Genomic DNA, 23,318 nt, shown 5'->3' with positions numbered 1-23,318 from the left:
TTATACCATAAGAATGCGTTAACAAGGTGTTTTTATATTGTCAGAAAGAGAACAAACGGTGGACAAATTGCACTGTTCTGCAACCCGCCCACCGTCTTAATCCAATTTATTTCGTAAAGCGAATCAGAACTCGCTCGTAAAGTGGAACCTAATATTTTTGAAATCCATCTGTGCCATCTGAAGCACATAATTCGAATCGGCCAGAAAGACATCACGCCCTTCGCGATCTTTGGCCATATACTGATATTTACGTTTTTTGAATGCTTCCAGTTCTTCCAGATCATCACTCTCAATCCAGCATGCTTTGTACAGACTTAATGGCTCCCAGCGACAAGAAGCATTGTATTCGTTCAACAAACGATACTGAATGACCTCAAACTGCAATTGCCCCACTGTACCGATAATCTTGCGGCCATTGAACTGGTTGACAAACAACTGGGCCACACCTTCGTCCATCAACTGGTCGATGCCCTTGGCAAGCTGTTTCTGCTTCATCGGATCGGCATTCTCAATATACTTGAACATCTCCGGTGAAAAACTCGGTAAACCACGGAAATGAAGCTGTTCGCCTTCGGTAAGCGTATCGCCAATTTTAAACGTTCCGTTATCCGGTAAACCGATAATATCTCCCGCCCAAGCCTCATCAATAGTTGTCTTACGCTGTGCCATAAATTGGGTGGGCGAAGAGAAACGCATCGTCTTGCCATGGCGCACATGCAAATAAGGCGCATTTCTTACAAATTTGCCAGAACAAATCTTGCAGAATGCCACACATGAACGATGGTTAGGGTCGATGTTAGCTGTTATCTTGAAAATAAAACCGGTAAATTTAGGTTCTTCGGGAATCACCTCACGTTCTTCAGCATGTACCGGACGGGGAGCGGGAGCAATCTCAACAAAGCAATTGAGCAATTCCTGCACACCAAAGTTATTCAAAGCCGAACCGAAAAATACAGGAGCACACTCTCCCTGCAAATAAGTTTCTACATCAAATTCAGGATACACACCTTCAATCAGCTCCAGATCACCACGTAATTTATCAGCCAGCGTATCACCAATCTGCTTGTTCAATTCCTCGGAATGAATATCCACTTCCACTTTTTCCGTTACCACCTGTTTAGAGGGTTGATAAAGATCGAGTTTCTGTTCGTAAATATTATAAACTCCTTTGAAACGGGCACCCTGTTCGATAGGCCACGACAATGGGCGCACCTGAATCATCAGTTCTTCTTCCAGTTCATCCAGCAGGTCAAACGGATCTTTCCCTTCACGGTCCATCTTGTTGACAAAGATAATCACCGGTGTATTCCGCATCCGGCAAACCTCCATCAACTTACGAGTCTGAGTTTCCACACCCTTCGCGCCATCTACCACAATGATAACGCTATCCACTGCCGTCAGGGTACGGTATGTGTCCTCGGCAAAATCCTGGTGTCCCGGAGTGTCCAGAATATTAATCTTATAGTCCCGGTAATCGAATTCCATCACCGAAGTAGTGACTGAGATGCCACGTTGTTTTTCGATCTCCATCCAGTCGGAAGTCGCCGTCTTTTTAATCTTGTTACTTTTTACTGCTCCTGCCACCTGTATCTGTCCGCCAAACAACAACAATTTCTCAGTCAGTGAAGTCTTACCGGCATCCGGGTGTGCAATAATGGCGAAAGTGCGCCTTCTTAATATTTCTGTATTATCTGCCATATTTCAAGAATTGAGGATGAAGAATCACAGATTCTCCACTCTTAATTGATTAATGCAACGTTTCAGGCTTTCTTCCCAATGCGGGATTTCAATGCCAAATGTCTCTTTTATTTTCGTCTTATCGAGTACGGAATAATGCGGACGAGGTGCCTTTGCCGGATAATCAGCAGTATGCAATGGTTTCACCTTACATGAAGTGATTCCCGCTAAACGATGAATGGCTATTGTAAAGTCGTACCAAGAACAAACTCCCTCATCGCTAAAGTGATAGATACCACGGACAATACCTTTATTAAGGGCTGCAAAAATAGCCAGAGCCAAGTCATTGGCATAAGTCGGCGTACCGATCTGATCAAATATAACCCCCAAAGACTCACGCTCACGTCCTAAACGAATCATCGTTTTCACAAAATTATTGCCATAGATAGAATACAACCATGCCGTACGGATTACCATAGCTTTTTCACAATGGTTCATCACGTTCTGCTCACCGGTCAATTTGGTAGAGCCATAAACTGAGGTCGGACAAGTGGGTTGATCTTCTGTGTAAGGGATATGGGCTGTGCCATCAAACACGTAGTCGGTAGAAACCTGAATCATCGCAGCTCCGTTGGCTTGTGCCGCCCGAGCTAAATATTCTGGTGCGACATTGTTCAGTTTGTCGCAAAATTCAGCATCGTCTTCCGCCTTATCCACCGCTGTATAAGCCGCACAATTCACAATGACATCAATTTTGTGTTCACTCACATAGGCATAAACAGCTTGTTCATCACAAATATCCAACTCCTGCACATCCGTAAAAAAGTACGTATGCTGCAGGTTTTCTTTGGCAAGCACCTGCATTTCATTGCCAAGTTGCCCGTTGGCTCCGGTGACTAATATATTCATTTCTATCTTTTTTTGAGTTTAATTCACCACGGAGGACACAGAGAACACAGAGAATATCTTTTTCTTAAACATCTTAATAAACAAGAGATTAAAACTCTGTGTCCTCCGTGTACTCTGTGGTGAATCGTATTCATTTCTATTCCAATTTTAACTCTCCTTTTTTGTCCTTGTCGTAATAGTTAGCCAGCATAGACAGGAAACTGCTGATAGCCTCCATCGCCTTTGTAGTCTCCGGGCTGATAGGCTTCTTCTGCAAACGCAATAACATCATCCCATACAAAGCCTCGAAACAGGTTTCAAGTTCCGGTTCTTCCTTTTGACCGTTTTTATTTCGTAACTCTACAATGAAAGGCAGTGCTTTGAAGTAAGACGAACTATAGAAAGGAAACTTAGACGACGCCAGCAAAGCTGCATGCAGTTCGGTCAAGTTAATGATTACATTTCGGTTTATCTGGAGATGTCCTTTCTCACGGACTCCCTCTTCCCGCATCATTGAAGCCAGATTAGAATACCATTCCGTCAACTCACGGCGTTCTTCATCGCCAATCTTGTAACGGGATATAATGTTCTCCTTAATCCGGTCGATATCACAATCATTGGCACGGATCAGATCTTCTACCTGCCACATATATATAAGGTACTCGGCAATATTCTTTTCTTTCAGTTGTTGTGCTATTTTCATCTTCTTTCTTTTCTCCTACATTAATAGATAGATTCCCCCAACAGAGTGAATATCAATCCAAACACAGACACAGCCATCACAATACTTCCGATCACCCGGTTCAGAATCCAGATGCCACGCAAATTGAATCGTGTCCGCACTTTATTGACAAAGAAAGTAATTCCGAACCACCATGCCAATGCTCCGAGAGCTATGGCCAGATAACCGGTTATCTCTTCAAAAACCAACACACCGGGTTGCACAAATGCAAAACGGGCAAACAAACCGATGAAAAGGAAAATTATAAGAGGGTTTGAAAGTGTAACCGCAAAAGCGGTGATGAAATTGTGGAAATAAGAACCTTTATTGGCTGATACCGGACGGATGGATTGTACCGGGTTGCTACGGAATGTATATATACCAAAAACCAATAGCATAATGCTTCCGAGAAGCTGTAGATAAAAAATATTCTTATTGATATAATCGAACACGAAACTCATGCCATATCCCGTTAGAAGGGCATAAGCAATATCACTCAACGAAGCACCCAGACCGGTAACGAATCCGTACCAGCGTCCTTTATTCAAAGTACGCTGAATACAAAGGACACCTACAGGCCCCAGCGGTGCAGAAACCACAATGCCAATCACGAATCCTTTAACAAGTATATCAAGTATAGTCTCTATCTGAATCATTTCGCAAATATCGCATTTTTTTATGATATGCCAGTATCCTGTTAACGTTTTCTATCACAATTTTGCCCTATTAACCGGTATACATCTTCATTCTCACCTACCACCCATACCACATCTCCTTCTTCAAAAGGAATATTTACGTCAGGAGTCATCAAAGCCTCTCCTCCCCGCTCCACACCGGCTATCAGGCAATGGTACTTATCCCGGATACCTGATTCACGCAACGTTTTGCCCAGAAAAGCAGAATCAGTATCAATCAACAATTGTTTCAATGTCATTTCACTTTTCTCAAACACATCCCAATCAATGACAGAAACATGAGACATTTCCTCTGCAAATGTATTTAACTGATCATCAGTACCAATAACCTGTATCTTATCCATCGGGAATAAACGGACAGAACCTCCCGGAATGTTAATCCGACGCTTTCCCCGTAGAATAGAAACAACATGCACTCCATACTTTTTGCCCAAATTCAGCTCAAGCAATGTTTTTCCGGCCCAAGCCGATTCTCCGGGAATTTCAAAATCGGTCAGGTGTAAATCTCTCGACAACAAACGCCCGGCATAAGCCGGCTTTTTCTCCCCCAAGTATTCGGCACGCATATCACGGGAACGGAGATTTTGAAAAAATTTACGTTCTATCAAAATAGATTGTTTCTTCAGCTGCCGTGAAAGAACCATCAGGATTACCAGCAACAAGGCAACTCCGAACATCAATCCGACAGACGCTTTAAAAAGACGGGTAATCACGAACATGACAAACAGAACGGAAACAGCTACACGAAACACAATCGTAGAAACCAAAGGTCCCCGGTTGACACGGTTGTCATTCCACAAAGTCATGAATTCTGCCGAATGGTTTTTCTTCACCATAATGGCCCGCAGGAAAGGAGATATACACAAAATAGTAAAAACAGCTCCCGCCAGTGGTCCCCAGATACCCGGAAGATGTTCACGAAACAAGGGCACCACAAAACGAAATGAAAGGGTAATCACAGAAATACTGACAATGGAGTAAACCACCAGAATCCGTGCCAAGGCAAACAGTAATTTCCGCCAAAGGCTTTCATGATTGACGGTCCGGGAACCGTTAGTATACCGCATCAGGAAACGTCGCCACGACTCGGGCAACTTACGGTCTACAAAATTTGAAGCCGGCTCGGCAACACGGATCATATAAGGAGTCAGAAATGTGGTGATAACAGAAACAGCAACTACGATCGGATATAAAAAATCACTTGTCACATGCAAGGACAAACCGAGAGAAGCGATAATAAAAGCAAACTCCCCTATCTGTGTCAAGCTAAAACCACACTGCATGGCTGTCTTTAAAGGTTGTCCCGCCAGCATAACGCCCATTGTGCCGAAAAAAGCCTGACCCAAGATTACTGCCAATGTAATAGCTATAATTGGAACTGCATATTCAACAATCATTGCAGGATCTACCATCATTCCCACTGATACGAAGAAGATAGCTCCAAACAAATCCTTCACAGGTTTCACCAATCGGTCAATAGATTCGGCCTCAATTGTTTCGGCAAGAATAGACCCCATAATAAAGGCACCGAATGCAGCAGAAAAGCCCGTATTGGCAGCGATAGCCACCATACCGAAACAGAGAGCCAGAGAAACAATCAGCAATGTTTCTTCACTCATCAATTTCCGACAACGTTTCAGAAATTCGGGTATGGCATAAATACCTACCACAAACCAAAGAATAAGGAAAAAAAGTAGTTTACCGATACTGCTCAACATCTCTGTTCCCTCAAAATTATTGCTGACAGCCATCGTTGAAAGCATCACCATCAACACAATGGCAAGTATATCTTCAAGAATCAGAATACTGAGCACCAAACCGGTAAATTGTTTCTTCCGCAACCCCAAATCATCAAACGCTTTGTAGATGATGGTAGTAGAAGACATAGCAATCATCCCGCCCAGAAACAGACTGTCCATACGCTGCCAACCAAAGCCCATCCCGACAGCAACCCCCAACAGAATCATACAGAAGATAATGGTACAGGCAGCAATGACAGCCGTACCTCCAACCTTCACTATCTTTTTAAAACTGAATTCCAGTCCAAGGGCAAAAAGCAAAAAGATGACTCCAATATCCGCCCAGGTTTTAATATTGGCTGTATCCATCACCGAAGGCGTATAAGGCATGTGTGGACTGGCAAGAAAACCGGCAACGACATAACCCAGCACAAGTGGTTGCTTCAGTTTCTTGAATAACAAAGTCATAACACCGGCACAAATCAAAATCAGAGCGAGGTCGGCTATTAACGTTGGAAGTTGTGACATTCGAATCGGATTTAAATCGAATGCAAAATTAATGTTTTCTACTAATTAAAAACAGAAAAACAATAAAATCACGTATTATAACCTGCTCATCTCACCTTCTATCTGCCGGGCTTTCGAACTTGCGAGCGAATGTCCCAATTGTGCAGCATGCTCAAAGCACTCTTTTGCTTTGTTAAGAATATAATATCTGGTGTTTTTAATGTTTCGCTTATCCTTCCTGCCTTTCACTTTTGGCAATTCTTCTACAACTGAATGCAGTTCAACACCTAATTTGTACCACATTTCCTGTTGCTTAGCCATCAGTTCCTGACTTTGGGCATCAATCGTTACCTGCTGATTAGCTATTGTGTTTTTCTGATTAGCAATGGTCTGTTGTTGATTCGCAATCTCTTGTTTGAGATTATTTATTTCAATTTCTTTTTGTTCTATAATACTCTTCAGGTTATCCATCGTTGCCAACAGATTCTTACTGCTGTCACTACGCTTCCCCTCGACAGCGGTCAATCGTTTCTTCAAAATCTGGAGTTTCCGGTTAATCTCTTCAGCCTGGCTTAGTTCTCCGACCCCATGTTCTACATTCACACGTAAAGATTGCGTATTCCCGGCTATTTGGTTCAACTCTGTCACTACATTATTGATGATCTTACTTTTCTCTAAGTTATCTTCTATAACAGCAGCTTGCTGTTCATTTAACTCTTTATACTCAGCAATTTGAGCATCATACTTACTTTTAGCAACCATTTCTGTTGACGAGTTACTACAAGATACAAAAGTAAAAAACAGAAATGGAATCGAATAAATCATTTTGAAATTGTCCATGTCGTATGTTCATTTATAGTAAATACAACTTTAATTTTATCCAAATCTTTGTCATAATGAATGATCCCATTACCCAATTCCTCAGAAACAAATATCATTTCATCAGAGTCAAAACCAAGTTTGTACACTTTAGGTGAAGACTTGCCGGTTATCAATAATTGAAACGCACCATTTTTTATTTTTTTTATAATTCCACTGGATACCTGAACTTGTCCGGCAATAGATTTACTAACGGTATAATTCCCCTCAAGCCTATCCGATGTGACCAGTTCGGTTCTTGCCTCATTTAAATCAATCTCTTTTTTATCCGGCATAGGATTAAAAAACAATCCCATCAAAACAGTAATAAAAGCTATAATAAAAATGATAAGCAAATTAGTTATTAACGATGTCCTCCTATCTCTTTTTATTTGTTCAGGAAGTGTATTATTACTTACAACATGATAGATCTTCACACATTGTCCGGCCAAAGGATAAATGGTTAAAGCAATGCCCATAATTATCAATGGACGCGGAATCAAAAATAAAGCTGCCATCGCCAACGAAACAATAGTCATGGTTTCCCGTTGGGAAACACGAGAAGTGAATAATTCGGAATATGGTTCAGAACTTTCTTCAACTTTGCTGAGATCCGCTTCATGCCCTATAACCAAAGTAGTCTTTTGAGCATCACTCAAATTATGATAAATAGCCTGTTGCTTCTCTGGTTCCAAGAGGCTATATAAAAATATATCTGATACTATATTACGTTTCAAAGCATACATCAACACAAAAAAGAACGCAGCCACAAAAGATGTTTTCAACACATAATCGGCAGCCGCTATCTGAAAATTTTCTATAAAAGGAACTCCGATGGCCTGTAATGCGATCGCATCTTCCATACGTCCGCTGGATAAAATAATAGCCGAAGCCGCTGCTGAAATAGAAAACAACAATCCTAATCCCCAATTGATAATCTTTTGAGACCAAATAAGGCCTATAACATGTTTCTGCAATAAACGCTTCACTACTAAAAACAATGCCCAACGACACAAAAGCATTATCAGACATACAAACATGAAGGTCAGCAGCCAAGATTTAAAAACATAGTACCCCAATGACGTTGTCTTCAGAATAGGAGTTAAAACACATTTTCCATAAAAGTTCTCCGAGGGAGTTCCTATGTATTCCAGGCAAGTAGAAATAGCCGATACGGCAGAATTTATTCGATATTTTTTATACGAAGGTAAAGCATTCAACTCTTGAATGCGAACTGATGTATTTTGTAAAAACAACGGAAGAGTTTCTTCTATACCTTTTTCCCGTATTTGTTTCTGCAAGTTTAAGTAATCGACTCCGGAAGTTGCGCCAGTCATATTACAATAAACCCGATACCGACTCCCCAAACGAATTTGAATCAGCTCCGGATTCCTGGACACAAGTACCAGCATTCCCCTACGTTTAAAATCTTTTGATTCAGATATTGAATCCACAAGAGCATCAAAACATTCGTCAGCATAAGCACCCATTTTAATGGGCTCTATGCTATCTGCCGCAAAAAGAACCGGAACAATTCCAGCAGGATAATCAAAATTCAAGAATTCCTCTTTTACTTTATTACTCAATAAATTACCGGTATCAAATACTTTAGGAGAATATAAACATTGCTCAGTATCATCTGAGCAAGCCGAGAGCAAAAAGAATGCAGAAAGAAATGATAATAACAGATATATTTTTTTCATATATAGAACTTTTATATTAACGTCAATTCCGGTTATTATTCAGTGAACAAAACATCCAATGCAGCTTATCCTGTATAAATCTCGTTTTTCAACTGATATTTGAGCAATAATAATGTCAATTGACTTACTGTAATATCCTCGCATCTCCCCCCAATATTCTTGTACCTATAATAAAGTAATTTGTTATGTAAGTGTAATACCCCTATAAAATTTTATTATCAAATATATCTTTTCTTTCTCTTATTGAATTCTTATTTAACGGATCCAATAGCGTTAGCCGTACAGTTAACATTATTTCAATAAGAGCAATTCTTCATTTAGTATCTTTTAGTGTAACAGCAAATATAGCGCATAGATTTATCATTTCAAATACTTAACAGAAAAAATATTTCAAAATTTATCAATCACGTATTATTCGCTTCACTATTTGCCACCATAAAACGATATTAAATACATTTTTGTCACTGAAAACAGTGATACATATATCACTATTTAATTACATTATTATTTCATAGAGAGTAAAAACTTCACTTCTTGATCAATATAATCATTCTTTTCATTGTGATATAAAAGTGAATCAAAAATACAAATATATATTAATTCAAAGAAATCAATAAACGCAGAATATGGAATATAATGCAAATACGAGAGTTTATATGGATGTAAATAGTGATTATTTAGAGATAAAAATATTTCGTAAACAGAGAAGAAAAGAGCGGATGCATATTATAAAGAAAGCAGATCATTTAAAATCTGTCCGATACATATCCGCAATCAATGGTGTCCGGTATCTTACTTGCCCTAAAACAACTTCACACAATAATAACATGAAGTCATTTTAAGACGAGTCGGAATCAGGTTTCTTCCGCAAAAATACCGATATGTCCCGGCAACGCGATGCGTATGCACTGATTATCTTTTTTGTAAGGACACACTCATAAGTTGGAACGGACCATGTATATCTTATGCGAGCCCTGTCCCCGATAATCAATACCTGTTTCAGGTTGTTTGGTCCAGCGTTTCAACTCCCGTGCGGCCTTGTCACGCAACAACCCCGTCAAGCGACAATAATCCGCCACTTTCATAAAATGATTCACAGCCAGATAGTCTTGTGCCATCTTGAGTCGTTCCTGCTCTGAGTAGAATTGCGAAGAGTGCCTGAACTTCCATTCTGAACGCTCCAGCATACAGTGGTCTCCTGTTTCAATGATCAGTTGTTTGTCAGCACGAAAATTGATATTCTTTACACAGATGCTCATGGCATTACGTTTTTTACCACCTTTCTCACCGCTCTCACGCTCGGCTCCGTCACGTAACCCCAGTGAAGGAGTAAAGATACCCAGTCCGTCAATTTTCACTGAATGTCCCTGCCCCATTTCATAGGCAATGGCCTGCGCCAAAGCCTTCGTCAGTCCGATGATATCCCCCGGGGTAAAAGAACTTGCATAATTAATGTGTGAAGCAATGTAATTTAAGTCTACTTGCCCGGACAGCTTCATGCGCGGGAAAAGAATTTTCTTGTCTTCCTCATTGGGAAGAGTCAGTTCTTGCATTTGATATTCAGCCATAGCTTGCAATGTTTTTAAAAGGTGAATAGAGAAAACCGATAAAGAGTGGGCTTGTCGGAAGTAAAGGTAAAAACTTGCCAAGTATGCCGGACAAAGTCGCTCCGGCTACTTCAGTAAATGGCCTCCCTTAGGCGATAAGTTCATCTTGCGTCGCAAGATGTGCATCTTAGCAGCTAAGATTTGCATCTTGGCCGCTAAGATATACATCTTGCCTGCTAAGATACACTCAATTTGCCTTATAAACAAACTTTAAGTACTACTTTCCTACATTTATCAACTGTACTTTTGCATTTTCTTTTTTTATCCTTTATTCCTTTTTTTGTAACTGCTTGGTGTCTCGCCTATCTGCTTATAGAATACTTTAGAGAAATGGTATTGATCATAAAAGCCAAGTTGTTCTGCTATTTCTTTTATTTTCAAGTCTGAAAAATCAAGTAACTGACAGGCCTTTTGTATTTTCAATTGATTGAAGTAATTTAAAGGAGTGTATCCGGACTTCTTTAAAAACACTTGTCCGAAATGCGAAGATGAGTAGTTGACACTGCCGGCTATATCATCCAGCGAGAGTTTCTTTTCGATATTCTTTCTCATATAACTGATCGCTTCCTGAGTGACATCTCCTTGTTTGGCCCGATTAATTTCTCTAAACTGTGAAACAAACTTGAAGGAAGCTATAAAATGCCACAGACACAGTGTAGTATATTCCAGGTTTTCAATACTATATCCCATTTCCAGATTCTGGTAAATTTCTTCGAACAACTGCATCCGATCTTTAATACGTGCGTTGGGAGATTCATCTATTTTATGCAGTTTGTTGTAGAATGAATTAAACAAATGACTTTTTTCTCCGGTGAAATGCAACCAATATATACTCCATGGACTGTTTTCTGAAGCGGCGTAAATGTGTGGCAAGCCCGCTTCGATAATGAAGAATTGGTCTTTGCATACTTTCTGTCTTTGACCGTGAATGCTATACCAGCCCTCTCCCTCAGTGCAATATATAAGAATGTGCTGTTGCGAACCATATCTTCTGGCTCGATAGTGTCCGGTGGCATGTGGATAATACCCGATATCCGTTACATACAACAAATTAGTCAGCTCGTTGCCGACCAATATTTTTTTTATAGCTTCAGGAAGAACAATCGCTCTTTGATTGGTAAATCCTTCTTTTTTGCGTTCCATAGTTACACTCTTTTTGCAAATATACATCTTTATTATAAAACGAGATATTTTTCGACTCTTTTTATTGAATTAATCTAAAAACACTGGTTATTAGGGTATTTCTAAAGATAATCAATGATATAATCACTTAAAATTAGAGATTTTATACATCATAACAGTCCTTTCTTACATTTTCAAGGTTATATTTTCTTAGCTATTTTGCAATGTTGAAAGATCAGCTATTTGTAATATTTAAAATGTAATAATATGAAAAAACTACTATTTTCTTTATTGATCATTATTCTGTCGACATCATGTTCTTCTGAAAAGAAACAGTTGGATATTTCCGGAGAGTGGACTGTCAGGCTGGACAGTACAGATGTTGGAATAAAAGAATCATGGCAAGGCAACCTGTTTGAAACGCCCATGCAGTTACCGGGTACAACTGACGATGCCGGACTTGGAACCCTCAATGCCTTGGAACCTACACTGTCAAAACCCCAGTTATTATATCTCACACGTTTGCACAATTACGTAGGAGTTGCATGGTACTCAAGAGAGATCTCGGTCCCTGCCCAATGGAATGATAAAGAGCTGTTTCTGGATTTGGAACGAGCCTTGTGGGATACTCAGGTTTGGGTAGATAATAAGAAAGTCGAAGGACATGAAGAAAGCTTAAGCACGCCACACCGCTACAATCTGACTCCTTATATGACATGCGGTAAAAAGCATATTCTGACCATACGCGTCGATAATCGCAAGCGTTATGATATCTCCAATGGTATGGCACATGCATATACAGATCATACACAAATTAAATGGAATGGTATTTTAGGAGATATGACTGTCCGGGCCATGGAAAAAATACGTTTAGAAAGCATACAACTATATCCCGATGTAAAAAACAAACAGGTAAAAGCCGTTATTTCGTTTTCAAACAATACACCTGCCGCAGAACATGCATTGCTTTCGATGAAAGTATCTGCAAAAAACGGCTCTCAACAACTTGAAGAGCAGGTAAAAAAGATGGATGTGAAAGCCGGAGCCTCATCGGTTGAGTTGCTTTACAACATGGGAGATAACCCGATATTATGGAATGAATTTACTCCTGAAATGTATCAGGCTACGGTCACATTGGAGGCCAATGGAAGAGTATCAGAAATAAAAGAAGATTTCGGTATGCGCCAATTGGAAACAAACGGTGATAAAATGTTGATGAACAATAAACCTTTGTTCTTAAGAGGTACATTGGAGTGTTGCATATTCCCATTAACCGGAACTCCTCCAATGAATAAAGAAGGCTGGCAAAAAGTATATGCCGCAGCCAAAGAATATGGGCTGAATCATCTCCGTTTTCATTCCTGGTGCCCTCCCGAAGCAGCTTTTGAAGCAGCAGATGAAATGGGATTTTATTTACAGGTTGAACTTCCTGCATGGGTACTTACAATTGGGCAGGATTCAAGTGCCGTACGCTTTTTAAGAGAAGAAGCAGACCGGATTATCAAAAATTACGGCAATCACCCCTCTTTTTGCCTTTGGAGCCTGGGAAACGAATTGCAGGGAGATTTCACCATTCTGTCTGCAATGTTAGACGAATTGAAAGCAAAGGATAACAGACACTTATACGTAACAACTTCGTTTACGTTCGAAGGCGGACATGGCGGATGGCCGGAATCAAACGATGATTTCTTTGTCACGCAGTGGACCAATAAAGGCTGGGTACGGGGACAGGGAGTTTTCAATCAACTATCCCCTACATTCGATAAAGATTACAGTGAGTCGGTTGCAGGTATACAGGTCCCTCTGATTACGCACGAAATAGGCCAATATTCGGTTTATCCGGATTTAACCGAGATTTCCAAATATACCGGAGTTCTGAAACCCTTAAATTTTATGGCTGTGAAGAATGATCTTGAAAAAAAGAAATTACTTGATAAAGCACCCGATTATTTAATGGCTTCCGGAAAGTTAGCCGCAATCTTATATAAAGAAGAAATTGAGCGTGCATTGAAAACTGATGGAATCAGTGGTTTTCAATTACTTGATTTACATGACTTTCCGGGACAAGGAACAGCACTCGTCGGACTATTGAATGCCTTCTGGGAAAGTAAAGGAATTATCGACGGTAAAGCCTTCCGGGAGTTTTGTTCACCGGTGGTGCCGTTATTGCGCTTTCCTAAAGCAGTATATAAAAACGATGAAATGTTTCAAGCTAAGATCGAGTTATGCAATTACGGAAACGATATTCTGACAAACAAAACACTGCATTGGGATATTCTGGATAAAGGACGTTCTGTAAAGCATAGTGAAATACAAGTAGGAGAATTGAAATTTGGTTATAATGGAAAATTGGGTGAGATATCGGTACCCTTGACAGACATACAGAATGCTTCAAAACTGGAAGTGTGTGTAAAAGTAATCGGAACAGATTATGTAAACAGATGGAACATATGGGTTTATCCTGAAGGAGAAAAAGTAGAATGGGGTAATGTGAAATATACCCGTAATTATGATCAGGCCATGGCATGGCTGAATGAAGGGCAAAAAGTCCTTTTCAATCCGGATTGGAAAAAGATGAAAGGTATCGAAGGCAAATTCGTACCTGTATTCTGGAGCCCGGTACATTTTCCGAATCAGGCCGGGACAATGGGAGTATTATGTAATCCGGCTCATAAAGCATTGGCTGATTTTCCGACAGACATGCACACCGATTGGCAATGGTGGGATTTAAATAAGAACTCCAAAACCATGATAACAGATAGTATACAGGGAGGGACCCCTATTGTAGAAATGGTCGATAACTTTACTAATAATCGCCGTCTGGCTTCTTTGTATGAAGGCAAAGTGCATGGAGGCAAATTGGTATTAGCCACTTTCGATTTGCAATCTGATTTAGAGAACAGACCGGTAGCAAAACAAATGCTTGTTTCATTACTGAAATACATGAATAGCACAGATTTCGATCCTACAATCATTGAAAACTTTGAGGAAATAAAAGACATGTTCGATAGGAATTCGAAATAACCCGTATAGAAGAAAAGAACTGCGTTAGATTCGGAGATATAATCATTTTTGGCCAAACTTGATATACTTAATTTAATGACATTTATTTAGTTAACGTTAATTTTATGTGATTGGAAAATTAAAAACATGAAAAACATGAAAGTGAAAAACAATTGTAAGTTACTATTGGCTTTATTGCTGTCTGCCGGGTTTGCTCCCTCGGCTGTCTTTGCAACATCGGGCAAGCCTAATGTTGTAGTAAAAGAGACTTTTCAGCGGAAAAATACAATTTCCGGCAAAGTGACGGACGCCAATGGAGAGCCGGTTATTGGAGCCAGCGTCGTAGAAAAGGGAACCACTAATGGAGTCGTGACAAATTTAGAGGGGGACTTTTCTCTGTCTGTCCCGGATGGTGTGATAGTCGTAATTTCATATATCGGCTATAAGTCTCAGGAAATAAAAACGTCTCCGGGAAAATCGTATAATATTACTTTGAAAGAAGATTCGGAGGTTTTGGATGAAGTCGTGGTTGTGGGATTCGGTACCCAGAAAAAGGTAAACCTGACAGGGTCCGTCAGCGTTGTTTCAGCCAAAGAGTTGAAAGAACGTCCGGTGACCAATGCGGCACAAGCATTGCAAGGTATGGTTCCGGGACTACGAATCACACAGACGAACGGTAGCCTGGAAGATAAACCAAGTGTAAATGTTCGCGGTACTACCACTATCGGACAGGGAACCAGCGGTGAACCTTTGGTTTTAGTTGATGGAATGGAAGGTGATCTTAATTCCATTAATCCTCAGGACATTGCCAATATTTCTGTTTTGAAGGATGCGGCTGCATCATCAATATATGGTTCACGTGCACCATTCGGTGTAATCTTGATCACAACCAAATCAGGAAGCACGGAAGGCAAAACCCAGGTAAACTATAATAATAGTTTCCGCTGGGGAAACCCGATTAATATGAACCATATGATGAATTCGGTTGACTTTGCCAGTTGGATCAATGACACCAATACCAATGGAGGAGGTGGAACCTACATTACAAATGATCGTATGAAAAAGATTGTTGCCTATCACAATGCCAAACCTTACGGACCTGCACAACGTATCACTGACGATGGGACTATCTTGTACTCCCTCTTGGCCGGTGATAACGGATACTGGCAAGATGGCTATGTGACCGGGGTAGATGATATTGATTATTATGATATGATTTTTAAAAAGTGGACCTTCTCACAAGAACATAACTTTAGTGTCAATGGAGGCACTAAGAAGTTGAATTATTATGCTTCATTCAATTATCTGGACCAAGGTGGTTTTATGAATCTGGGAGAAGAGGGATTATCTCGCTACAATGGCACTGCAAAGATTGGTTCCGAACTGACTAAATGGCTCAAGTTTGACTATACAATGCGATTTACCCGGGAAGATTACAAACGCCCCACAACAATGACTAACTCTCTATATTCGGACATGGCTCGTCAAGGTTGGCCTGTTTTACCTTTGTATGATCCCAACGGTTACTATTTTTATGCCCCTTCTCCCATATTGGGATTAGCGGAAGGAGGAACCGGTAAGATTCAAACGGATAACATGTATCATCAAGTGAGTTTTACTTTCGAACCGGTAAAAGACTGGATTACACACGTGGATTTCAATTACCGTATCAAGTCGGCCAATAACTACTGGGATAAACAAGTGCTTTACAACCATGATGTGGAAGGCAATGCCTATGCTTGCGACAAATATTCGAATGTACACGAAGATTATTATAAAGAGAATTATTATAATTTCAATATATATACCGAATACACACACCAATTCAACCAAAAGCATGATCTTCATGTAATGGGTGGCTTCCAGGCTGAAAATCTGAAACAAACTCAATTCGGTCTGCAACGTGACGGTATTATGTTTCCGAATAAACCTCAGGTAGACTTGACTAACGGGCTCGATTACGACGGGAATCCCATAACCCCATCTGTCAATGGATCCCGCAATGACTGGGCTACAGCCGGATTTTTCGGACGTATCAATTATAGTTATGACGGAAAGTATCTGCTCGAAGCAAATCTCCGTGCAGATGGCACATCACGTTTCCGCAAAGGCAACCAGTGGAAAACCTTTCCTTCTTTCTCTTTGGGATGGAATGTTGCGCGTGAACACTTCTTTGAACCTTTGAACAATATTGTCAATATTCTTAAGTTTCGTGCTTCCTACGGTTTATTGGGAAACCAAAATACAACGAACTGGTATCAGACTTATCAAACCATGTCGGTGGGTTCTTCGAATGGCGCATGGCTGATGAGTGGCAATAAACCCAATACCGCTTCGGCTCCGGAACTTGTTTCGGCTTCATTAACCTGGGAGACAATTGAGAGTTATAATTTAGGATTGGATTGGGGAGTATTCAATAATCGTTTGACCGGATCATTCGACTGGTATATCCGCGATACAAAAAATATGGTTGGCAACGCTCCCGAACTACCGGCTCTGCTGGGTACAGGTGTACCGATTACCAACAATACAGACTTGAGAACCTCCGGATGGGAACTTTCAATCAGTTGGAATGACCGCTTGAATAATGGTTTTACGTATGGCGCGAAATTTAACGTCTCGGATGCCCGTACGAAAATCACACGATATCCGAATAATCCGACTAAAGCAGTCAGTACGTATATTGAAGGACGCTATACCAATGAGATATGGGGATATACTACAGTGGGACTTGCAAAGACAGATGAAGAAATGCAGGCCCATTTAGCAACAATGCCTAACGGTGGACAGAGCGCATTGGGTTCGGACTGGAAGGCAGGAGATATTATGTATGCAGATATAAACGGTGATGGTAAGATTTCCGGTGGTTCGGGGACACTGAATGATACGGGGGACTGGACTGTTATAGGTAATACAACTCCCCGTTATCTGTTTGGTCTTGATCTGAATGCTTCCTGGAAAGGCTTTGATCTCCGTATGTTCTTCCAAGGGGTTATGAAACGCGACTTCTGGCAAGGAAGTACTTATCTGTTTGGTGCAAGCAATAGCGGAATGTGGCATGCTACCGGAATTGAAAGTGTAAGTGATTACTTCCGTAATGATGATACATGGTCGGTTCAGGAGGGCTATCAGAGTCCTAATCTTAATTCCTATTTACCTCGCCCACTATATAGCAATAAGAATCTACAGACACAGACCCGCTATTTACAGAGCGCTGCTTATATTCGTCTGAAAAACTTACAGTTGGGATATACATTCCCTACCAGACTGACTTCTCGTTATGGAGTCCAGAATTTACGTATATACTTCTCCGGAGAAAATTTGTGGACCGGGACAAGCTTGGTCGATCAATTTGATCCGGAAACAATCTCCGGTGGTTCGGGAGGTAACGGTTATCCGTTGTCGAGAACTCTGTCATGTGGATTAAGTGTAACATTTTAATGGAAGATAACAATGAAATTAAATATTCTACGTTTTGTATCTGTAGCATTACTTGCTACCTCGGTTGTTGCCTGTGAAGATTTTTTAGATAAGCAACCTCCTTCTTATGTAGTTCCGGAAGATTATTATCAAACAGAAAGCCAGGTTCAGGCCATAGCCAATAAACTATATACAGATGTATTGCCCTCTCATGGCGGGAATTATGGAACTTTTGCCTACGATGTTCACACAGACAATCAGGCAACTTTTTCCGCAGACGGCAGATATGCAACAGATCAGTGGAAGGTTGGGCAAACCAACGGCAACTGGTCATGGAGCAATATCCGCAATATCAATTATTCCTTGAATACAATATTAGGTTATTATAATCAAGGAGGAATTTCCGGCTCAGAGCGCAATATTCGTCAATATATTGGCGAGATTTACTTTTTCCGCGCTTACGCATATTTTGATATGCTTCAAAAGTGGAGAGATTTACCAATCTTGAAAGAAGCTATGCCGGATGATGAAACAATCCTGGTAGAGGCCAACAAACGTAGCCCACGCAATGAAGTGGCCCGTTTCATTCTTGCAGATTTAGACAGTGCACTAATTTATATGAGCGACAATTTTGATGACCGTCGCAATCGCCTGTCTCCGGATGTAGCTCTTTTATTAAAATCGCGTGTAGGATTGTTTGAGGGCTCATGGTTGCACTATTTTAAAGGAACTGCCTTTGTACCGAACGGTGAAGGTTGGCCCGGTAAAGATAAAGAGTATAATGCCAACTACGAATATCCTTCGGGTAATATCGATAATGAAATAACCTACTTCTTTACAGTTGCAGCAAAAAGTGCAGAAACTGTTGCTGATAAGTACAAAGGACAATTAACTCAAAATACAGGAATGGTGCCTCAATCGGAAACGGATCCTGACAATCCTTATTTCAGCATGTTTGGCAATATCGACATGTCCGGATACCCTGACGTTTTGCTTTGGCGTGAATACAGCAAAGGACTGAGTATTGTGAATAACATCGAGGTTTCGGTTCAACATGGCAACTATGGTACCGGTTTAACCCGCAGTATGGTAGAAGGCTTTGTCATGAAGGACGGCAAGCCTGTTTATGCATCCCATGATGATTTTTCTTATGATGACAAAACCTTGGCATCAGTCAGAGAAAATACAGATCCCCGTTTACACATATTCCTGAAAGAACCGAACCAGAAAAATTTATTTAAGAATATGGATGCTGAAGAGGAAATGGGAATGGAGTATGAACCCTATCCGGTCATATTATCGACAAACGAAGAAAAAGGCTATAGTACAGGATATGCAATTCGCAAAGGTGGTACATTCGATAAAAAGCTGTGTGGTAACGGAACCGGCTATACCGGATCAATAGTATTTCGTGCAACAGAAGCTTTTTTGAACTATATGGAAGCTGAGTATCAGTTGACGAAGAATATAGCTTCAGGAAAGATATTGGAGTATTGGAAAACCGTTCGTACAGCAGCCGGCTTCAATGGAACCGCTATTGACCCTCAAGTGACTATCGCATCCACCAATATGGAAAAAGAGAAGTTAGATTGGGGCGCATACTCTGCCGGATCATTATTGACTGACCCTGTTTTGTATAACATGCGTCGGGAGCGTCGCAGTGAATTAATGGCTGAAGGATTACGCTGGATGGATCTAATACGGTGGAGAGCATTGGAGCAGATGATGGTGGAACCGTATCATGTGGAGGGAATCCATCTTTGGAACACTCCGATGGAACAATGGTATGATGCCGGTCAGTTGGTTGCTGACGGTAGTTCATCGGCAAATGTATCAAACGCCAGTTTAAGTGAGTATCTCCGGCCTTATCAGAAAAATATGGGATCCGGGAACTTATATAAGGATGGTTATATCTGGCATATGGCCCATTATTTACAACCATTGCCAATTAAACAATTCCTGTTGACAGCTTCTGACCATACATCCGTCCATTTATCTCCGCTGTACCAAAATCCATATTGGCCCACAACACCGGCAATGCCTGCAGAAAAATAAAAGGATAGTGATCAGTCTGACTGACTTTTCCTGAAATCAAGCTCCATCCCAAGCGTATAGATTATACTTTGGATGGGGCTTTTTTATAATAACAAAACCGGAACATATTTTCAAGAACAGAAATAACGATAAGTTATGGGGTATAAATTTTTTAATTGCTTGCGTCCCGATTTAAAGTGCTTACTTTGTGGTGTACTAATAAAAACACTATAAATAAATTCATTTATGTTAAGCGAAAAAAGAAACAGTATGCTTCACGGGGTCTTGTTAATAGCCCTGTTTTCATGTGCAGCCTTTTACATAGGCGACATGGAGTTCATAAAAAGACTCTCTTTCAGTCCGATGATCGTAGGTATTATTTTAGGTATGCTATATGCCAATAGCCTCAGAAACAATCTTCCGGAAACATGGGTACCGGGTATTCAGTTCTGCTCAAAACGTATCTTACGGATAGGCATTATTCTTTATGGTTTTAAATTGACTTTTCAGGATGTGCTGGCAGTGGGGCTACCTGCCATATTTATCGATGCCATTGTAGTAGCTACAACTATTCTCGGAGGTATCTTAATTGGACGTATGCTTAAGATGGACCGTGGGGTCGCACTACTGACTTCCATTGGTAGCGGCATTTGTGGTGCAGCCGCTATTTTAGGAGCTGAATCGACCATCCAGACCAAGCCATACAAAACTGCGGTAGCTGTGTCCACCGTAGTTATTTTTGGTACTCTGTCAATGTTTATCTATCCTATATTATATAGAAACGGAACTTTTATGTTGTCGCCCAACGAAATGGGAATCTTTACCGGTGTTACGTTACACGAAGTTGCACATACGGTAGGTGCGGGAAATGCGATGGGAAAAGAAATTTCCGATGTTGCCATTATCGTGAAAATGATCCGCGTAATGATGCTGGTTCCGGTACTGTTGATCACCAGTTTCATGGTATCCAGGGCAGCAGTGAAAACAGGCGGACAAGGCGGCCGCATGAAAGACATATCCATTCCATGGTTTGCCATCGGTTTTCTAGCAGTTATCGGTTTTAATTCTTTTGATTTACTGCCACAAGGGTTGATCACTTTCATCAATAATCTGGATACTTTTTTGCTTACCATGGCGATGACTGCATTGGGAGCCGAAACCAGCATTGACAAATTCAAAAAAGCTGGTGCCAAACCATTTATACTTGCTTCCCTGTTGTATCTATGGCTAATTGCCGGGGGATATTTTCTGGTTAAATTCCTTGCACCTGTTTTGATGTAAAAAGTACCTTCCCGGATTCCGAAATGCCTTCGAAACTTTTTCGGTTGAGTTTTTGCAACTTTGTTGCACCTGCAATCCGCTACCTTTGCATCATAAACCTAATAATAAACATGATTATGGGACAATGCAAATGTGAAACGAATGCAAATATGCGGGTCAGAAATTGCCAGGAAGCAAATGGCTTCATAGGCGAATATTGGAAAGTAATGCTTTCATTGGTGATGTTGGTAGCAGGCGGTATAATGAATCAACTGGATATTGCTTTTTTCAAGGAAAATACAGTTTCTTTGGTTTGGTATGTATTGGCCTATCTGCCTGTCGGCTTACCTGTGATAAAGGAAGCATGGGAAAGTATTCTCCAGAAAGATTACTTCAGTGAGTTTACGTTGATGTCAGTCGCAACATTAGGCGCTTTTTATATCGGGGAATATCCGGAAGGAGTTGCTGTCATGCTGTTCTATTCAGTTGGTGAATTATTTCAGGATCGAGCAATAGACAAGGCTAAACGTAATATCAGTGCCTTGTTGGATGTCAGACCCGAAAAGGCAATGGTAGTGAGAGGGAACGAGATCGTTACAGTCAATCCGAAGTCAGTCTTTATAAACGAAATTATCGAAATAAAAGCCGGTGAACGTGTACCGTTGGATGGAATTATGCTTAACGAAATAGCAGCATTCAACACAGCGGCCCTTACCGGAGAGAGTGTTCCACGAGATATTCGCAAGGGTGAGGAGGTACTTGCCGGTATGATTGTTACAGACAAAGTGATCCGGATGAAGGTGACAAAGCCTTTTGATAAAAGCGCATTGGCTCGTATTCTGGAACTTGTAGAGGACGCTTCTGAACGTAAAGCACCGGCCGAATTGTTTATTAGAAAATTCGCCCGTATATATACCCCTATTGTTATCGGCCTTGCCTTTTTGATTGTGCTGATCCCATATATCTATTCATTCATAAACCCGTTATTCGGATTTGTTTTTAATGATTGGCTGTATAAGGCATTGGTTTTTCTGGTGATTTCATGTCCGTGTGCATTGGTTATCAGTATTCCATTAGGATATTTCGGAGGAATCGGAGCAGCCTCCCGTTTAGGTATTTTGTTCAAAGGTGGAAATTATCTGGATGCCATAACCCGTGTCAATACAGTCGTATTTGATAAAACAGGTACTCTGACTAAAGGAGTTTTTGAAGTGGAATCCTGTGAAGTTATTCCAGGCGTTTCAAAAGAAGAACTGATATGTATAATAGCTTCCGTTGAGAAAAATAGTACTCATCCGATAGCCAAAGCTATTGTTAGTTATGCCGAAAAGAAAAAGATTGGCCTTACTGCTGCTGAGAATATAGAAGAGGTTGCAGGTTATGGGTTAATGACTGAGGTTGACGGAGAAAAAGTGTTGGTCGGTAACGCCAGATTGTTGTCGAAATATTCCATTGAGTTTCCGGCGTATATTCTTTCGATAACGGAAACAACAGTCGTATGTGCTGTCGGAAATAAATATATAGGTTACATTACATTGTCCGATGTGTTAAAGGACGATGCAGCAGATACTGTCAGATCACTTAAAGAGTTAAATATTAAGAATATTCAGATCTTGTCAGGTGATAAACAGAGTATTGTTAGCATTTTTGCAAACAAACTGGGACTTACCCGGGCGTATGGTGATCTGCTACCGGAAGGAAAGGTAGAGCATATGGAAAAGCTGAAGGAAAACAAAGATAACCGGATTGCTTTTGTCGGTGACGGAATGAATGATGCTCCGGTACTTGCCTTAAGTGATGTAGGTATTGCGATGGGAGGGTTAGGAAGTGATGCCGCTATTGAAACCGCAGACGTGGTTATCCAGACAGATCAACCTTCGAAAGTGGCGACTGCCATAAAGGTCGGACGTTGTACGCGCCGCATCATCTGGCAGAATGTATCGCTGGCATTTGGAGTAAAATTGCTGGTAATGGTATTGGGAGCAAGTGGTATTGCGACTTTATGGGAAGCAGTTTTCGCAGACGTAGGTGTGACATTGATCGCCATAGTGAATGCTATTCGTATACAGAAAATGATTAAATGA

Annotated in this window: 14 protein-coding genes; 5 read left to right on the top strand and 9 right to left on the bottom strand. The window is 40.7% G+C overall.

Annotation, left to right across the window (positions count from 1 at the left end):
• Positions 1-123: 123 nt before the first annotated feature.
• The 9 genes from DBK98_RS10365 to DBK98_RS10325 all read right to left on the bottom strand — a co-directional run bounded on the left by DBK98_RS10365 (position 124) and on the right by DBK98_RS10325 (position 11,538).
• On the bottom strand, positions 124-1,698 hold the full coding sequence (locus tag DBK98_RS10365; protein WP_005809698.1) for a peptide chain release factor 3: 1,575 nt from the start codon (positions 1,696-1,698) through the stop codon (positions 124-126).
• A 24-nt stretch (positions 1,699-1,722) separates the two neighbouring features.
• Positions 1,723-2,586, bottom strand: coding sequence for a dTDP-4-dehydrorhamnose reductase (rfbD, locus tag DBK98_RS10360; protein ID WP_005809699.1), 864 nt, complete (start codon positions 2,584-2,586; stop codon positions 1,723-1,725).
• Between the two features lie 136 nt (positions 2,587-2,722).
• Positions 2,723-3,268, bottom strand: a complete 546-nt coding sequence (locus DBK98_RS10355; protein ID WP_005809700.1) for a DUF4924 family protein — start codon at positions 3,266-3,268, stop codon at positions 2,723-2,725.
• Between the two features lie 20 nt (positions 3,269-3,288).
• On the bottom strand, positions 3,289-3,942 hold the full coding sequence (locus tag DBK98_RS10350) for a LysE family translocator (protein ID WP_005776017.1): 654 nt from the start codon (positions 3,940-3,942) through the stop codon (positions 3,289-3,291).
• Between the two features lie 41 nt (positions 3,943-3,983).
• Entirely contained in the window at positions 3,984-6,248 is a 2,265-nt protein-coding gene (locus tag DBK98_RS10345) for a cation:proton antiporter (RefSeq protein ID WP_005809701.1), read from the bottom strand.
• A gap of 75 nt (positions 6,249-6,323) precedes the next feature.
• Entirely contained in the window at positions 6,324-7,067 is a 744-nt protein-coding gene (locus DBK98_RS10340; protein ID WP_005809702.1) for a hypothetical protein, read from the bottom strand.
• A complete protein-coding gene (locus tag DBK98_RS10335) occupies positions 7,049-8,788 on the bottom strand; it encodes a hypothetical protein (RefSeq protein ID WP_032535426.1) in 1,740 nt (579 codons plus the stop codon). The genes DBK98_RS10340 and DBK98_RS10335 overlap by 19 nt, the downstream gene beginning before the upstream one ends.
• Before the next feature lie 935 nt (positions 8,789-9,723).
• Positions 9,724-10,356 (bottom strand): HU family DNA-binding protein, encoded by a 633-nt coding sequence (locus DBK98_RS10330; protein WP_005809705.1) that lies wholly within the window; start codon positions 10,354-10,356, stop codon positions 9,724-9,726.
• A gap of 300 nt (positions 10,357-10,656) precedes the next feature.
• Positions 10,657-11,538, bottom strand: a complete 882-nt coding sequence (locus tag DBK98_RS10325; protein ID WP_005775995.1) for an AraC family transcriptional regulator — start codon at positions 11,536-11,538, stop codon at positions 10,657-10,659.
• Between the two features lie 246 nt (positions 11,539-11,784).
• On the opposite strand from DBK98_RS10325, the gene DBK98_RS10320 reads away from it, so the two are divergent.
• From DBK98_RS10320 to DBK98_RS10300, 5 genes are all read left to right on the top strand, one after another.
• Positions 11,785-14,541: a glycoside hydrolase family 2 gene (locus DBK98_RS10320; RefSeq protein ID WP_032535427.1), complete on the top strand. Its 2,757-nt coding sequence runs from the start codon at positions 11,785-11,787 to the stop codon at positions 14,539-14,541.
• 135 nt (positions 14,542-14,676) lie between these two features.
• Entirely contained in the window at positions 14,677-17,961 is a 3,285-nt protein-coding gene (locus DBK98_RS10315) for a TonB-dependent receptor (RefSeq protein WP_032535432.1), read from the top strand.
• Between the two features lie 12 nt (positions 17,962-17,973).
• Positions 17,974-19,995, top strand: a complete 2,022-nt coding sequence (locus DBK98_RS10310; protein WP_032535428.1) for a RagB/SusD family nutrient uptake outer membrane protein — start codon at positions 17,974-17,976, stop codon at positions 19,993-19,995.
• A 225-nt stretch (positions 19,996-20,220) separates the two neighbouring features.
• A complete protein-coding gene (locus tag DBK98_RS10305) occupies positions 20,221-21,255 on the top strand; it encodes a YeiH family protein (RefSeq protein ID WP_032535429.1) in 1,035 nt (344 codons plus the stop codon).
• A 116-nt stretch (positions 21,256-21,371) separates the two neighbouring features.
• A complete protein-coding gene (locus DBK98_RS10300) occupies positions 21,372-23,318 on the top strand; it encodes a heavy metal translocating P-type ATPase (protein ID WP_005809710.1) in 1,947 nt (648 codons plus the stop codon).

Source organism: Bacteroides sp. PHL 2737 (assembly GCF_004115325.2).
In the GTDB taxonomy this organism is placed as follows: domain Bacteria; phylum Bacteroidota; class Bacteroidia; order Bacteroidales; family Bacteroidaceae; genus Bacteroides; species Bacteroides hominis.
This window is presented reverse-complemented; position numbering and strand designations above follow the sequence as displayed.

Coding starts and splice junctions, on each gene's coding strand:
- DBK98_RS10335 (WP_032535426.1), bottom strand. CDS start 8,788: ATGAAAAAAATATATCTGTTATTATCATTTCTTTCTGCATTCTTTTTG.
- DBK98_RS10300 (WP_005809710.1), top strand. CDS start 21,372: ATGGGACAATGCAAATGTGAAACGAATGCAAATATGCGGGTCAGAAAT.
- DBK98_RS10350 (WP_005776017.1), bottom strand. CDS start 3,942: ATGATTCAGATAGAGACTATACTTGATATACTTGTTAAAGGATTCGTG.
- DBK98_RS10365 (WP_005809698.1), bottom strand. CDS start 1,698: ATGGCAGATAATACAGAAATATTAAGAAGGCGCACTTTCGCCATTATT.
- DBK98_RS10315 (WP_032535432.1), top strand. CDS start 14,677: ATGAAAGTGAAAAACAATTGTAAGTTACTATTGGCTTTATTGCTGTCT.
- DBK98_RS10355 (WP_005809700.1), bottom strand. CDS start 3,268: ATGAAAATAGCACAACAACTGAAAGAAAAGAATATTGCCGAGTACCTT.
- DBK98_RS10330 (WP_005809705.1), bottom strand. CDS start 10,356: ATGGCTGAATATCAAATGCAAGAACTGACTCTTCCCAATGAGGAAGAC.
- DBK98_RS10320 (WP_032535427.1), top strand. CDS start 11,785: ATGAAAAAACTACTATTTTCTTTATTGATCATTATTCTGTCGACATCA.
- DBK98_RS10345 (WP_005809701.1), bottom strand. CDS start 6,248: ATGTCACAACTTCCAACGTTAATAGCCGACCTCGCTCTGATTTTGATT.
- DBK98_RS10340 (WP_005809702.1), bottom strand. CDS start 7,067: ATGGACAATTTCAAAATGATTTATTCGATTCCATTTCTGTTTTTTACT.
- DBK98_RS10305 (WP_032535429.1), top strand. CDS start 20,221: ATGTTAAGCGAAAAAAGAAACAGTATGCTTCACGGGGTCTTGTTAATA.
- rfbD (WP_005809699.1), bottom strand. CDS start 2,586: ATGAATATATTAGTCACCGGAGCCAACGGGCAACTTGGCAATGAAATG.
- DBK98_RS10310 (WP_032535428.1), top strand. CDS start 17,974: ATGAAATTAAATATTCTACGTTTTGTATCTGTAGCATTACTTGCTACC.
- DBK98_RS10325 (WP_005775995.1), bottom strand. CDS start 11,538: ATGGAACGCAAAAAAGAAGGATTTACCAATCAAAGAGCGATTGTTCTT.